13 protein-coding genes are annotated in these 16027 nt (G+C 36.2%); 3 read left to right on the top strand and 10 right to left on the bottom strand.

What is annotated here, in order from left to right; translation table 11 throughout:
* Positions 1–6: 6 nt before the first annotated feature.
* The 4 genes from C406_RS0102665 to C406_RS0102650 are packed head-to-tail and all read right to left on the bottom strand — an operon-like array spanning position 7 to position 4156.
* Complete coding sequence (locus C406_RS0102665; RefSeq protein ID WP_017379039.1) at positions 7–864, bottom strand: triphosphoribosyl-dephospho-CoA synthase; 858 nt, start codon at positions 862–864, stop codon at positions 7–9.
* A gap of 14 nt (positions 865–878) precedes the next feature.
* A complete protein-coding gene (gene mdcA, locus C406_RS0102660) occupies positions 879–2540 on the bottom strand; it encodes a malonate decarboxylase subunit alpha (protein ID WP_017379038.1) in 1662 nt (553 codons plus the stop codon).
* Positions 2541–2557: 17 nt separating this feature from the next.
* Complete coding sequence (locus tag C406_RS0102655; RefSeq protein WP_017379037.1) at positions 2558–3487, bottom strand: malonate decarboxylase subunit epsilon; 930 nt, start codon at positions 3485–3487, stop codon at positions 2558–2560.
* Between the two features lie 27 nt (positions 3488–3514).
* Positions 3515–4156 (bottom strand): GntR family transcriptional regulator, encoded by a 642-nt coding sequence (locus tag C406_RS0102650; RefSeq protein ID WP_017379036.1) that lies wholly within the window; start codon positions 4154–4156, stop codon positions 3515–3517.
* 248 nt (positions 4157–4404) lie between these two features.
* On the opposite strand from C406_RS0102650, the gene madL reads away from it, so the two are divergent.
* On the top strand, positions 4405–4836 hold the full coding sequence (gene madL / locus C406_RS0102645; RefSeq protein ID WP_017379035.1) for a malonate transporter subunit MadL: 432 nt from the start codon (positions 4405–4407) through the stop codon (positions 4834–4836).
* Positions 4817–5581, top strand: coding sequence for a malonate transporter subunit MadM (gene madM / locus C406_RS0102640; protein WP_017379034.1), 765 nt, complete (start codon positions 4817–4819; stop codon positions 5579–5581). The genes madL and madM overlap by 20 nt, the downstream gene beginning before the upstream one ends.
* Positions 5582–5935: 354 nt before the next feature.
* Here the strand turns inward: madM and C406_RS0102635 are convergent, their stop codons facing one another.
* Both C406_RS0102635 and lexA read right to left on the bottom strand, forming a co-directional pair.
* A complete protein-coding gene (locus C406_RS0102635; protein ID WP_017379033.1) occupies positions 5936–6460 on the bottom strand; it encodes a DinB family protein in 525 nt (174 codons plus the stop codon).
* Between the two features lie 209 nt (positions 6461–6669).
* Entirely contained in the window at positions 6670–9105 is a 2436-nt protein-coding gene (lexA, locus tag C406_RS0102630; RefSeq protein ID WP_017379032.1) for a transcriptional repressor LexA, read from the bottom strand.
* 283 nt (positions 9106–9388) lie between these two features.
* Between lexA and C406_RS20630 the strand changes: the two genes are divergently transcribed.
* Positions 9389–9604, top strand: a complete 216-nt coding sequence (locus tag C406_RS20630) for a hypothetical protein (protein WP_017379031.1) — start codon at positions 9389–9391, stop codon at positions 9602–9604.
* 693 nt (positions 9605–10297) lie between these two features.
* Here C406_RS20630 and C406_RS0102615 read toward each other — a convergent pair.
* The 4 genes from C406_RS0102615 to C406_RS20930 all read right to left on the bottom strand — a co-directional run.
* Entirely contained in the window at positions 10298–12679 is a 2382-nt protein-coding gene (locus C406_RS0102615; protein ID WP_017379029.1) for a DNA methyltransferase, read from the bottom strand.
* A gap of 123 nt (positions 12680–12802) precedes the next feature.
* The gene (locus tag C406_RS0102610; RefSeq protein WP_202802077.1) at positions 12803–14623 is read right to left on the bottom strand and encodes an ATP-binding protein; all 1821 of its coding nucleotides are present in this window, start codon (positions 14621–14623) and stop codon (positions 12803–12805) included.
* Positions 14587–15606, bottom strand: a complete 1020-nt coding sequence (locus C406_RS19245) for an SIR2 family protein (protein WP_155966684.1) — start codon at positions 15604–15606, stop codon at positions 14587–14589. Before C406_RS19245 ends, C406_RS0102610 begins: the two co-directional genes overlap by 37 nt.
* Before the next feature lie 239 nt (positions 15607–15845).
* Positions 15846–16027 (bottom strand): hypothetical protein (locus tag C406_RS20930; RefSeq protein ID WP_036654036.1); only part of this gene is annotated, 182 nt, incomplete at its 5' end.

Raw genomic sequence — 16027 nt, 5'->3', positions numbered from 1 at the left:
CCCCATTTAATTTGTATATACATAATCTTTCCGAGTTATATTTTCTGTTTTATTTGCTTGGATTTTATCTAAAAACAGCGTAGCAGCTAGCAGATCAGCACTGCCACCTGGTGAAATATTTCGTTTTGTGAAATTCTCGTCAAGTGTATTTAGCCAATCCAAATTGCCATTAGTAAGTAAAAAATGTGCCTGATGTTTGGCAAACGATAGGGCTTCAAGTCCTTGACGATGTAAAATACACGTATCATCCAGCTGGGCAATTAATGAAAGAAGCGCATTAAGTCTGGCATCCTCTTCCGTAAAACCTGACTCTCTTGAACGATTTAACATAGGGAGAGAAAATTTCATAATAGTTGGAAACCCTTGTTGAGCTTCCCCTCTTGCTCCACCTACACCATATTTTGCAGTAACATTACTACCATTTGTATTAGTTTGCGGACAATACCTATCAGTAAAATGCGCTAATTCACCGGCCAGTGTAACAACTTCTTCTATGTTATACATTCCTTTTCCCATCGAAGAAGATGATACGAGCAGGCCGATAGCCCAAATAGCCCCTTTATGCGTATTCACTCCGAAAGTTACTTCAAACATTCTTTTTTCTCCAGCACGACCAATCTCTGCAATTTCTTCTCTTAGAGATTGTGAAGGACTGCGTCCATAGCTAATGAATGCAATTTTTTCAAAAGTTTCTGCTAGTGATTCCGCTGATATTCTCATCAATTGAAGAGTTATATCATGGTGTGCACCATTATTTCTTTTGTCAACAAGTCCTGGCTTCGGTGTAAGTTCAACTTCTTCTATTAATGAATGAACGGCTAATTTAGCTGCTGTGATACTAAAAGATTTCTTCTCGTTAAACATTTCGCTCCTCCTATTTACCAACTCCTGAATTTTGCCGGCGGTTCATATAGCCCATCTGACCACTCGACAATTTCCTCTATATTTTTTGCAGCCAGTAGTGACCGCTTTGCATCAGTTCTGCGAATTTGTAAATCTTCCGGAAATGCGATCAATCCTTCACGTCGCAATTTATCTGTTTTATTAGAATTATGCTTTAACCCAACTGATGTAACACCAGCTATGGCTGCAATGGCTTCCCGTCGTTTTTCCATGCTGTCAGCCTTGTACAGATAGGCAATCCCCTCTTCAGTTACAACATGCGTGACATCATCACCGTAAATCATGACCGGTGCTGTAGCAAGTCCAGAATCTTTTTTCACGTCAATTGCATCTAGGGACTCGACAAAAACAGGCTTATTTCCAGCTTGGAATGTCTCTACCACTTGCACAACCAGTTTTTTTCCACGAGCTAATGGATCTTCTGACGTTATCATGTTTAACCAGGCAGGCGTTGAATGACGGCGTCCACCGGGATTATGTCCCATATTAGGTGCCCCTCCGTAACCAGACAATCTACCTCTCGTTACGGTAGAGGAATTTCCTTCCTCATCTATTTGTAAAGTGGACCCGATAAACAAGTCAACTGCATATTGTCCTGCCATTTGTGAAAGGGTCCGATTTGAGCGCATGCTGCCATCACGTCCAGTGAAAAACACATCACGGCGGGCGGCTACATATTTCTCCATGCCAACCTCCCCACCAAAACAATGGACACTTTCGACCCAGCCACTCTCAATCGCAGGAATCAATGTAGGATGAGGATTTAATGCCCAATGTTTGCAAATCTTCCCTTTTAATCCGAGTGATTCTCCATATGTCGGTAGTAGTAATTCAATTGCTGCAGTGTTATACCCAATACCATGATTCAACGACTGTACTTCGTGCTTTTCATAAATACCGCGAATAACCATCATCGCCTGCAAAATTTGAATATCGGTAATGTGACGGGGATCGCGTGTAAATAACGGTTCAAGTTCATACGGTTTATCAGCAACAACAATATAGTCAATCCACGATCCGGGTATATCCACTCGCGGTAAATCATCCGTTAATTCATTCACCTGTGCGATGACAATCCCATCACTAAATGCGGTAGCTTCAATAAGTGTCGGTGTTTCTTCCGTGTTCGGTCCTGTATACAGATTTCCAAATCGATCCGCTTTATCCGCTGCGACCAATGCAACAGACGGAATCAAGTCTATGAAAAGGCGCCCATAAAGTTCAAGATACGTATGAATTTCACCCATCATCAATTGCTTATCTTCAAGCATTTGAGACATCCGGAGGCTTTGCGGACCTGCGTAGGCAAAATCCACTTTCTTCGCAATGCCACGCTCGAACAGATCAAGATGTTCAGGTCTTGAGATACTAGACATAATCATGTGCAAATCATACAAGTTTTTAGGATTCGTTTGGGCAAGTGCTTCTGAAAGAAACGAAGCTTGCTTTTGATTGTTACCTTCTAGAACTACACGATCGCCAGGTCTGATTAACTTTTCCATTACATCTACAATTTGATCAGTTGGGATCACCATCCCGTTTACCAAACCTTTGACACTATCTATTCGTCTATTTTTCGCATCGAGCCGTGTCGTCCATATCCGCTTTTTATTACCAAACTGTTTTGTCGATCCCATTACTCATTCCCCTTTCATCATTTCAATAAATGTTGTTTTGCTACAAACTGACAATCATCAAAACCATTCTCCGCTACTGATAAAACTCTAGCCTCTGGAAATGCCTTTGTTGCTAAACGTGACAGCACTGATCCCGGTGGCATTTCGATAAACAGTCTTGCTCCTTTTTCATACAGAACCCTGGAAGCATCATGCCATTGAACAGGAGAAGAAACACTCTCAGCGAGATCTTGTCGAATGTCGACAGGGTCATACAAAAGACGTGCCCTTCGATTTCCCGCATATGGAATAACTGGCTTATAAAATAAAATATCATGAAGCGCTCCAGTTAGATCATCTGAAACAGATGATAAAAGTGGACAATGTGATGGTGTACTAACATTTAGCATTGTGGCACAACGTGCACCATTCTGCCGTGCATGATCGAGCACATTTTGTAGCCCTGGCAAAGCACCCGAGATCGTTATTTCATCTTGGGAATTTTGATTCGCCATAAATACCGGATTTTTTTCATCGAAATAATAAGCAACAAGCGATTGAAGTTTATAAAATTCCATCCCTAGTACAACGCCCATACCAAATCCTTCTGGGTATGCTTTTTCCATTAACTCTCCACGTAACTTGACGATTTTCACTGCGTCTTTAAGTTCAATGACACCCGCAGCCACCGCTGCGCTAAAAGCACCGACAGAATGACCAGCGACAAAATCAGGTTTTACTCCTTCAGCTTCAAATGCTTTAAAAGTAGCTACTCCCGCAGTCAAAAGTGTAAGCTGAACAGCCTTTGTTGAAACAAGAGCCTCCTTCGAATGGAAATTGAAAACGCTCTCATTTAATGATTCGGTAACTGTATTTAGCACATTTTCCACTGCAGCACATTTCGGCAAATCATGTAGAAGTCCTGGCTTCTGGGAACCCTGCCCAGGAAACAAAAAAGCAAGCTTCACATTGTTAGCCTCCTTAGATTTGATAAACTATGAACGAGTCTTTTTTTGGATACTACTTATCACGTCTCTATTATGTTTCGATAAAACTACTGACAATTCTGTAAAGTTTTGTTGTTCTAACAATTTTATTATGATTTCATGTTCTAAAATGGATTTTTCTATATTCCCTTCGTTAGTAAAAGAGTTACTTTGAATTTTTAACAACGGCCAGCCTAGACGAGAGTACATATCATTAATCATTTCACTTTTACTCATCTTAATAAGACACATATGAAAAGAGTGATTTAATTGAGTATAGGAATAGACATCCTCAACTTTTTTCATTTCTTCAAAAAGTTGATTCATTTCTTTTAATAAAACGTTATCTATCCCCTTCTTTTTAATTCTATCCATCCCCATATTTTCAAGCATATTTCGAATTTCAAGAAGATCGTATATTTCATCTTCGGTATAATCTTTTACAATCGCTCCCTTTCGTGGAATTCTTTCAACTAGCCCTGCAATTGCAAGTAAGTAGATTGCTTCACGAACTGGTGCCCTGCTAGTACTGTATTTTTCAGCATAGATGTGTTCAACTAACTTGTCACCCGACTTAAGTACACCGGTAATTATCTGTTCTGTTATATGTTCTGCAATTAAAGTAGATAATGCGTTATTCATGAATTTCATGTTGAAGCCCCTCTCTTGAATTTAGAATATAGTCGACCGTCGACTATATTATACAAACAAACAAAAAATTATTCAATGTTTTTAGAAAATTAAAATAATTGTTTGCTTTTTTATTTTTTTCCCTTTATGATAAATCCAGAATACAGTCGACTGTATATTTCTTTAAATGTAAGCGCTTGCTTTAATATCTATTTTCTTTTCTTTCGGTGTTAACTACTTTAATAAAAATAAAACAGTGAGGTGTAAATATGGTTATTTTTGGTGTAGCATTACTGGCAATTTGTATGCTAATCGGTGTTTTTTTGGGTGAAATATTAGGTCTCTCCATTGGTATTGAAGCAAATGTAGGCGGTATAGGGCTTGCGATGATAATACTCATTCTACTCGTTGATTATTTAAAAAAACGTGACAAACTTAGTCAGCCGGCTCAAGAAGGTCTCAGTTTTTGGAGTGCCATGTACATTCCAATTGTCATTGCCATGTCGGCTAATCAAAATGTTGCTGGTGCACTTGACGGCGGCCCGCTCGCCATTATGGCAGGGGTTGTAGCTGTTGTAATTAGTTGGATGCTTGTTCCTCTTTTAAGTAAGGGTGGATCTGAGACAGCAATTGATAAAACTGTAGAAGAAAAAACTATTATTATAGGGGGCGAAGATTACAATGCTCGAAACATTAAGTAAAGTTTTTTCAAATAATCCACTGATAGTTTCATTCGCAGTCATTGGTATAACGATGTACGTCGCATACGTTCTTTCTGATAAATTAACAAAAGGACGAATCCACGGGTCAGCAATTGCCATTATTCTCGGTTTATTACTGGCATATATAGGAGGAGTGCTAACAGGGGGCGAAAAAGGGCTATCGGATATTAGCATCTTTGCTGGAATCGGTTTAATGGGCGGTGGAATGCTTCGAGATTTTGCAATTGTCGCTACTTCGTTCGGCGCAAGTTTCGATGAAATTAAAAAAGCTGGAAAGAGCGGTGTTGCAGCTCTGTTCATTGGTGTCATATTGTCTTTTGTTGTCGGTGTCGCTATTGCTTATGCTTTCGGCTATAGGGATCCTATCAGTCTCACAACTATTGGTGCAGGCACAGCAACTTATATTGTCGGTCCCGTTACTGGGGCTGCAATTGGGGCGAGCTCTGAAGTTATTACGATCAGTATCGCAGCCGGACTTGTGAAATCAATCTTAACAATGATTGGCACCCCGTTTATTGCTAAGTACATTGGTTTAAATAATCCTCGCTCAGCCATGGTTTACGGAGGGTTGATGGGAACAACAAGCGGTGTTGCCGCCGGTCTTGCTGCAACAGATCCTAAATTAGTACCTTATGGTGCTGTCACTGCAACATTTTATACAGGTCTCGGCGTCTTATTGGCTCCATCTGTATTGTATTTAATGACAAAAGCTATTTTCGGATAGAAAAGAGGACGATCCTATAAGTCATTATTTACTGACTTATAGGATCGTCCTCTCTTATTTTTATAAAATACTGATAATGTCAGAGTGTTACTTGCAGACGGCAGTTGTAGTACGTTACTTCAGTTTGAAATATTATTTCCTTTGGGAAGGAGCATTTCATTACTTGAGTATCGTATGTATGGAATTTACAATAATCTGCGATGCTTATAGGTGTCTTCCCTTGTATTTTTCATCATTTGAATAACCATTATTATAAAAATCCAGCTACTAGCTTAGTTGCTAGATTCCTACTTTGTTCATGCAATTAATCTATCTCATCTAGCATTCTGGTCCTATTAAAAGTTTTTCAAGAGTTTATTGATTCATGATACGAATATAAGCCTTCCAAGGTCCAACATCTTCTTTATACCTTTTTGCCATCACTCTGGCAATTTGGGATATATGATCAAGATCATGGGCAACCCATGTTGATATTTGTTCTCTAAGTTTTACACGTCCAAATTCCGGATGTAAACCCGTTTGTTCTAAATCTGTAAGAGCATTAATTAAACTACTTAACCTTTCTAGGCTATTCACACGGAGCTCTGTATACTCACTAAGTAATTGTTCAATAGTTTTTTCTGAGTTTTGGTGAAGTTGACTAAAGCGATCAAATACAGGGAAGGTTTCCGTTTCTCCCTTTGAAATAATTATTTCTATTCGAGGAATCCAGTTATATTTTTCCCCTTCGATAAGGTGACCAATTACATCAAAGGCATTCCAAGTTTCTTCTCCTTCATCACAAACAGTCCATGAATTCGATAATCCAAAGAGCAAATTACTAAGTACTTTTGGTGTACGTTCGAGTATTTCAATTGCCTCTTCAATCTGAAACTTCATTATGATAACCTCCCTCTATAAATAGTTTATCATTGTCCCTTTTCTATGGGTGGCACCTTTTCCTTTGTTGGTACCTGTGCATTTTTGACGAAAAAGTGCCACCCATATTTTTTGTTTAAAAGTTTTCAAACCCGTAAAAAAGTTGAAGCGACCGAAATTTAATTTCAGTCGCTTTATTCATTAATTTAATCAATTTCTGCAAATGAGACTTATTGATTCTTCATAAATCCAATAACCTTGCCGTTAATTAACACATCTTCTTTCTTCATCTGGATCGGTTCGTATTTCGCGTTCTCAGAAAGTAGTAAGATGGAGTCACCCATCGGCATGAATTTCTTCATGGTCGCTTCTTCGTCAATAATGGCAATGACAATATCCCCATTGGAAGCAGATTGCTGACGATTGACGATGACGACATCCCCTTTATCAATACCTGCATCCTTCATACTATCGCCTGTAACAATGAGTGCAAATGAGTTTGATTCAGATACAACCCATTCTTTAGGCAGAGTAAGGACAGAATCATAAACAATATTGACGGATATTGGAACGCCTGCTGCCACATCGCCAATAAGGGGAATCTTACATTTCATATCAAGATTCACCAATAAGCCTGATTCTACGTCCGTAATTTCAACAATATTTTCATTGTCTAACTCTGTGGACATGCTATATTTTTTATTGTTTTTCAAGTTTACATACAATTTTCTGTTTTTCGTTTCAGGTAGAAATTGCGGTTGGCATTTCGGCAGGTCATTGAGAACCTCACCTGAGCGATCCATACAAATCACATCGATGCCATCCGTAACGATTCCATAACGGACACGTGAATTTGCTTCTAGATACGATTTCAATTGTTGGGTGGCATCTTGAATTCCACTTCCGAACCGTTTCACTTCAGCGAAGATATACGGAACTATTTCACCTTTGGCATAGATCTGCACAGCAATATCAATATAGCCTTTTTTTGAAAACTGCTGTACCGGAAACTCCAGTTCCAATAAATCAAGTGGATATCCATACGTTTGATAAAGCTCACGTATCAGCCATTGACGGACAACTTCTTCTTTAGAATTTAGATCAGTCACTTGGTTTGTTAGCTTATACCCTTGAATTCCAATGGATTGGAAAGGACGCAATTGACAATCTCTTTGCATCCGAAGATATTCCATATTCATTTCTTTAATAAATTTAGTTGGCTTATTAACAGAAGACATATATAACAATTCATTTGCCCGCGTCATCCCTACATACAACAATTTACGATCTTCTGAATCCATCAACTCTTCTTCATCCAAATCATAAAGTCGCGTATTCGGGATGACGCCTTCATTCAAATCAATCAAAAAGATGACTTTGAATTCTAGCCCTTTAATCGAATGCATGGTCACCAATTTCACTTTATCAGACTCGAAATTGGCTTCCGAAGACTGAAGGATTTCACATGCAATTCCCCCACTCTTCAATCCTTGGCTCACGCTCTCAATAATTCGTTTTTCTTTAGCTACAATACATATTTCAGCAAATCGATAATCATTTGTAAGCGTCTGTATTTCTTTAATTAAAAAGTTGATTTGATTTTGGCTTGACGTAAAAAAACGATATATAGGTGGATGACCATGCCGATCAATTAATGAAGGCTTTACAAAGTCTACATTCGTATTAATAGAAGAATCATTTTCAATGAGCTGATAGGCTGCCTTTGAAATTTCAGTCGTCGTACGATAATTTTTACTAAGAATTCTGGATTTCCCACTCATATCGTACCCTATTGATGTATAGGGTCTTCCTTTTCCGAGCCATGATTGCGAATAAATACTCTGTGTATTATCTGCAACAAACATAATCGACGAATATGCTTTCTCCTGATATATACATTTTAGAAACTCTAGCTGCACTTTCGTCAAATCTTGACTTTCATCTATGATCACATGCGTATACTTCCCGTGATTCATTTGCTGGGCTTCTTGCAAAGCCAATAAGTTCATTTGTTTAAAGGTTAAATAACCTTCTTTGGCAAGTAATTCGTTAAATGTCTCCATCAATTCAAAGATTCCTGCACGAAGATCTGAGTTTCTCGAAAGTTTTTGAGGTGCCCCACTCCCACCCGATGCTCGGCCTGTTCGATCAATTTGTTGATACGTGGCTACATCTTCAATCTGACAGGCGTTAATCCAAGTTACTTCATCCAATAAGAACAGACTATTTTTGGGAGATATTATTTTACTCTTCGGGTATTTGTGTTGCACATGGTGGATCGCCTTTATCATTACCTTATGATCTAACATACTATTAGAGGGTTTCAATGAAAGGTTCAAACGGCGTATGTGCTGTGTAAAATATTTATACATGAGGCTATCAATCGTTACAATTTCAACCTCACTATCCTTGGCGAATAATTGTTCATATTTTTCCTGCTCTTCATCGGCAAGTTTTTGATATTGATATTTTATGTATTGTAGTAATGTTTTATTGTAAGTGACGAGAAGTATCGTATCATCTTCTTCATGACTATAATGATTTTGCAAAAAGGAAATGCGTCTAATTGCCACAGTCGTCTTGCCTGACCCTGCAACACCTTTAACCATCATATGACCGTTTGGTTCGAGCTCTACAATCCTTCTTTGCTCCATATTTAGTTTCATCTTGCCACCTCCATTCTATTAATTATCAGGGACTTTCTTCTTATATCTATTTTAGATACTGGTTAGGTATATAGCAACTTTCTTTCTAATATTGAAGAAATTGTCTTGTGTTATTATTTACTTGTGCAAGTGTAGGTTATTTAGAAAATATCGCTTGATGGTACAAGTCTTCTCTTTGTTAGGGTTTACTTAATCAAACAAAAGAACGTAGGATTCAATGACTAAGTCATCAACATAAGGTTCTTCGGAAATTGCTTATATATCGTATATCACTTTATTTTTTATGGTAATATTAGTAAAAATAATATCTATTGAGGTGAGTATACTGTTAATTAATGTTTTAATCACACTTGGTTTAGTTTTGGCTATTTTTTCTTCAATTGCAGCATGGTTGAATACTCAGATTATCCTAAAAGAATTATCTGAAATAAAGGCAAAGTTAGAAATTAAGGAAGATAAGAAACCTTCCTTTCTCGATAAAGACTATGATAATGACTAATTTAGAAGTCGAAATGAAAACAGGCTAGGTTGTTGGAAATGAGTTTAACAAGGTTGCTACTAGTATCCAACACAGCGCAATATATTCAGCTTAGGAAGATACACTTCAGCTGCTCTTGTATTTCCCCATTCCTAGGAAAGGAACAATTATTACTATTTCGTTAATCGAGTTTGTAAACAGAAGACACCCCTAAAGCTAATAGTAGCTTTAGGGGTGTCTTCTAATTTTTTCAATATATTAATTTAAAAGCTCATATAGCCCGATCATTTTAGCAAAAGGGGATGGCACAAGTCCTGTTAAAACTAAAAAGACTGAGCCCAATTAAAACGCTTTTCTATTCATGCGGAGTTTATTGAATAGCATAACTAGAATCCAAATGGGAATCGATTTTCACCTCATATACAGAATTGAGTCGTTTTCATCCCTGGATGTGATTGGTTATTTTCAAAATGCATAGAAAAATCACTAGTTAAATATCCTCATTATCTCCATTTAATCTTTTCACTTCTTTTTCTAAATAATTCAGTCGTTTATTTATTCTATATATAATCGGCAAATATGCAATCACACCAATGATTAACCAGCCCATATATTAAGTTCCCCTTTTTTGAATTATTTAACTGAATTACACAACTGCAGCAACAGAAAATACATCAGTTAGGAGCTTTTTTACTTTTATCGATTCTGTGATATTCAGAAAGTTGAATGACTCGAACATTCCGTGTATTTACCGAACAAATACAGCGAAGCATCAACAACTTGAAAAGCAGCATCACTACAAACAGTTGGTGGTTCAAAGTATCCAATTGGTATGTATTTTCGGTTTTCAGATGTAACCCTTGGAATTATGAGAATATTCCCGTTGGTAACTCGATCTTCAGTAAAACTACTTGAGGCATCAGCCCATTTACGCGTAGATTCTTTCTTACTCTCCAATCGCATTTTCCGAACTCCTTCAACTCTTCTCATTACATACGGCATTTTTCTAAGCTCTGGAGGTGGACAATCAGCTAAATATAAACAGAATCTTTTAATATTATTTACTAATTCCCTAGCTCCAACCCATGGTCTAAAATATTTAGCAGATAACGGTTCAAGTTTAATAAACTCTTCCATTTCTATTTCAGTAAAAATAAAATACCCCCCGTCTGCCGGCTTACTCCCATATAGCATTGGTTGTACGTCACTTATTGGATTTGAACGTTTTTCTATAAATATACTTTGTGCATCTAACAAATATTGATTTATGTTCTTCACACTTAAAACTGTAGGATCTCTACTTATATCTGGATAAGAATAAAGTGATTTTGTTAAATCATTATGATTACTAAAACCAATAATGACACAGTAAACAGCAGCTTTTCCTCTTGCTTCGTTAGTCCATTTAAATGTTTGATGGGCAAAGTGAATAGTGATTCTTTTTGTATTGAATAAATAATGCCATAAGATAATAGCTTGATCTCCTTGAACGATCGAGTTTGTCGACACAAGGCCTACCTTAATTTTTGTGTGCTGAATATAATCGGCGGCTTTTATGTACCAGGCAGCAACATAGTCAAGAGAACCCGATTTTTTAATCACACCAGTAATAGGATTCATTTCTTCTTTTTGTTCATCAGTCATTATAGATGAACCAATAAACGGAGGATTACCCAAAATAAAACTCAGTTTTTTATTTGATGCTACTTCGTTCCAATCTATTTTTAATGAGTTTCCGTAAATAATATTGGGTTTTTTCTTTAATGGTAATCGGACAAAATATTCTCCAAACTCATTACTTACTGCCATATTCATTTGATGGTCGATAAGCCATAATGCTACAGAAGCAATCTGAGAAGCAAACTCGTCAATTTCAATCCCGTAAAATTGATCTACATCAATCAAGACTAATGAATCAATCTCGAGAACCATTTGTCCACTTAATTGCTTTCTTAATATTTCAAGTTCTAACAGTCGCAGCTCCCTATATGCAATAATTAGGAAGTTACCGCAACCACACGCAGGATCAAGAAAACTCAATGTACTTAGCCCTTTATGAAAATCTTCAAGCTTCCTTCTATTCCCTTTTACACTTTCAAACTCTCTCCACAGCTCGTCCAAGAATAGTGGTTTAATAACCTTTAAGATATTCTCTTCACTTGTATAGTGAGCACCTAACTCACGTCTCTGCTGTTTATTCATTACACTTTGAAACAATGAGCCAAATACGGCAGGGGAAATTCTTCCCCAATCCAAAGCGGCGCAATCTAATAACAAATTTCTCATTTCAGAATCAAAAGATGCAAGGGGTAGATGTTTTTCAAAAAGTCCTCCATTTACATAAGGGAATTTATTAAGATTTTCATCAATATTTTTAAAACGATTTGCATCAGGTGTGTTTAATGTGCTGAAAATATTTTCAATATGTAACGCTAAGTCTTTACCATCTTCAGTTGTATCCTGTTCTATATAATCTCGAAATAAATTCTTTTCAAAGATACCTGTATCATCTGCAAATAAACAAAAAAGTAATCGAACTAAATACACTTCGAGATTATTCCCTACATATCCGATTGCTTTTAACTTATCATGTAGGTCTCCCATTTTCTCAGCTGCTTTAATATTAACGGGGTCTTGTTCTTTGTAATCTTGCTTTTGATAACCAGCTATGAATCCAAATAGTTCAATATTTTGATGAAACTGTTCAATGGAAAATGTTCTTTTAGCATCTGTTTCTAAATCATATAGTACAAATTTTTCAAAGTCAGAAACCAATATATATTTAGGTAATTCAGATTCCTTCAAGCCTGGGAAATAATCTTTAGCCTGTTTGTATGCTCTTTCTAAATCTTTGCCTCTAGACTTATGCTCGATCACAAGAACGCCTTTCCACAAAAGATCGATATAACCATTTCGTCCATCTAAAGTTTTAACTCGTTCTTCAAATGTCGCAACACGCCTTCTAGATATACCAAATACGTTTAAAAAATCATTCCAGAAAGATTTCGCTTCTGCATTCTCATTTTTTTCATCTTTCCATTCATTAGTAAAACTAATTGCCCTAGCTCTAATTTCATTCCAACTTAGCATCGCCATGATAAAATACCTCCATATAATTCATAAATTTTAATTATTAGTAAAATTTTTCTCACTTATTTTGCAATAAGAAAGACAGACTTCCTCAAACGAAGTCCGTCTTTTCTTTTGAATAACTAATAATCAATTTTCCACCAATTTTCTAGTTATCATACTTTGCATACGCCATGATTTTACAGATTCTTCAACAGAATTATTTTTATCGACTTTCATCCATTCATCCCAAAAATCTATGGTGCCACTGTCTGGACGATTATTTGGTTCTGATATTCTTACACGACTTGGTAATAAGCTTGCATCACCCACGATTAATGCCTCTCCTCGATCTAGTACAGGAAGCAAATCTGTAAATCCGCCTAAGTTATCAGGTAAAAGTCGTTTAATGACATTTTGGTCTTCTGCATTAGATAGTCTCATAGAAATAAAGTTGTTACATTGGCTCAATATTGTCTTATTTACTTCAGAGGGTCGTTGACTAATGACAACTAAACCAATACCATATTTTCTTCCTTCTTTCGCAATTCTCTCAAAACTTCTTTGTGCAGAATCTGTAATTCCAGATGATCTTGCGTTTTCGGGAATGTACAAATGTGCTTCATCACATAATAAAGCAATAGGATGACGATCCTCTTTTTTTGTCCATTGTTGGAGTGAAAAGATTAAACTCGCTATTCTTCCAATTACCATTGGTAATATATCTGAAGGTACCTCAGACAAATCGATTATTTTTACCCCACCTTTTTTTAAGTATTGATGATCTCGGCCCGACAACAATGCATTCGAAAGTCGATTCATCCACCCCCATTCATTAACACTCTCTGGAGGATTCATCATGAATGCTAACCTCTTATCCGAAACTTTATTTTCTAATCTAGCAATGAATCGGCTTAATTTACCATTGAATTCACCTTGTTTAACAGTATCTTTCTTCGCCCCAGGTACCATCTCAGTATCTAACCTTATTAATTCATCTAGCACTTCACTTAAATTATAAGGAACTGGACTATCTACTGTAAAATTGTTAAGAATTTCTTCTTCTCCAATTTCCTCCAAAAATTTTCTTTTAGCTTCTATAACAGTCCTTGATAATACCATTGATTGGTTTGGGGCATTCTGATCACTTCGATCTACTAGCATACCCATCATATCTTCATAGCCTAATAACCAATATGGAAAACATAAGATTCCATCTTCAATATCTTTTCCAAGTTCGATATCACCTGGTCCAGCAATTCTATAATGCTTAATACCATCATCTATTAGCGTCTTGTACTCTCCATGTAAATCAAAAAGAATTGCATTAGAATTATCTAAAGTTGCAACTTGCTCTAAAAGCTTAGCCGTTGTCCAAGATTTCCCTGACCCTGTACTCCCAACAATTACAGCATGACGTTGGAAGAATTTGTTAGCATCTAAATATGCAATTGCATTATCATCTAATGTATAATTCCCTAGACTTAATGCATTCCTTTCTTCACCAGATTGAAAAGAAATAGCAGTCATAAAAGAAGTTAACTTTACACCATCTATAGGAAAGCAACTCGCATCAATTTCTGGAACAGTTTCAAGTGTCCTTCTAAAAACATTTGTTTGTTCTAAAACTCTATCAAAAAAAGTACCTATTAAAGTAATTCTTACTGAATTGCTCTCATTTGGATATATTTCTTCTTCTTCATCAGTCTCTTCCGCTGGTAATTCATTTACAGATTTACGTACGATTTTATTTACCATTCCAATTAGATGTTGTCCTGCCCTACTACTTCTTAGTGCTACTAAACGATTCACTTGCATACTACGTAATTTTTCAATATTATCAACATTTAAAATCACACTAGCCGTATCCACAGCGAAAACTTTCCCTAAGGAATCTCTTTCTTGATAATCAAATATCCCCAAATTTTCTCCTCCTATAAAATAAATTTCAGTAATTCGTTTAAATCCCAAATAGAGTCTTCTACTTCAATATCATCAGTATTTGGAAAAACTATTTTTGAACCCGTTTTATATTCTTCAATTCCCAAAATTTTTGCGTGTATATTACTTTTAATAAATTCTCTCGCTTTGACAGTTAATTCCTTCGAAATTATTAAAATAGGTGTTTGGGTTGTCCTCATTTTATCTAGTAACTTTGGTTGGATGTGCGCATCATTAAAACCAAATCCAATTATCAAAATTGATTTGGATTTAGCAAATAATTCATCGACCCTAGTTATGAGACTTCTAAAAGGATCATCGTGCGTATGTTGATATTTCCCCTTCCCAGGCGTAATCATTACAGGGGTGAGTTCACTTATGCCATGAAAGTCATCTGGTAACGACATCACTCGTAAATCGGAGGAAAGATACCAATCAATTGACCCATGCACTTTAAGAACTTCAACCGTATTTGTCTTTCTAACTTCTCTTCTAATCTGTCCATTAAATCTTTTTATATAATGTCCTTCAAATCCAGCATAAGGATTAAGACTAGCTTGATCAATTGCATATTCCGCTAATCGATCATAGTTCGTAGTTACTAATTTGATGCAAGGAGAAGTAGTAACATTAAGATAGTTTAACAATCTGCTAAGTGGTAGATCAATTTCATTCATAGCAACTTGTCTTCGTATTTCTAAATCCTTAGTACTTATTAATTCCCTTGTTATTAATATTATTTCTGTTTCTAAATTGGAAGATAGATCAATAAGATGTAGCGCTTGTTCTAAATCTGTTCCTTTCCTGAGTTCACCTTTAAACAACTCCCATTGGTCTTTTTCAGAATCACTGGGAACAATTTTTTTAATTAAATAGTCGGCTAGTTCCGTCATTCCGGCAATTCCGTATGCCGCTGAAGCTCCACTTCCTAATACGATAACAGGGACTAATGCAATACAATCTTGAATGAATTTCAACACATGATTAGGCAGATTAGTATTCAATTTCTTCACAAGCCCTTCAAATAGTTTTGAATATTTATAGATAGATGAAAATATAGCTAGTTAATCTTTATCACTATAATCATAATTACACATTTGTTTATTTAACAATTAAATCTTTTTTTATCACAATGAATTGACATTCCTTACTTGTAAACTAACACAATTATTCTTAATACTTTGTATTTTCTTGTCGAATAGCATGAATATTTTTTATGTTATTAGTTAAATTGACACTGTATCTAAAATAATCACATTGATTGGTAGGTAAAGAGAATACCGCTTTTTAAACCTAGCGTCCTTGTGTCAAAAACAAATATGTTAGTTTGAACTCTCATGAATGTATCTAATTTCACGATTGTTTCGGAAACTGGGGCATGTAAGCAATAGTTCAATTCGGTATTGGTTTCATAAATAATCGCCCACACAATAA

The organism is Paenisporosarcina sp. TG-14 (genome assembly GCF_000297555.1).
Taxonomy (GTDB): domain Bacteria; phylum Bacillota; class Bacilli; order Bacillales_A; family Planococcaceae; genus Paenisporosarcina; species Paenisporosarcina antarctica.
The sequence above is the reverse complement of the archived record's forward strand: the minus strand, read 5'-3'. Positions and strand labels throughout refer to the sequence as shown.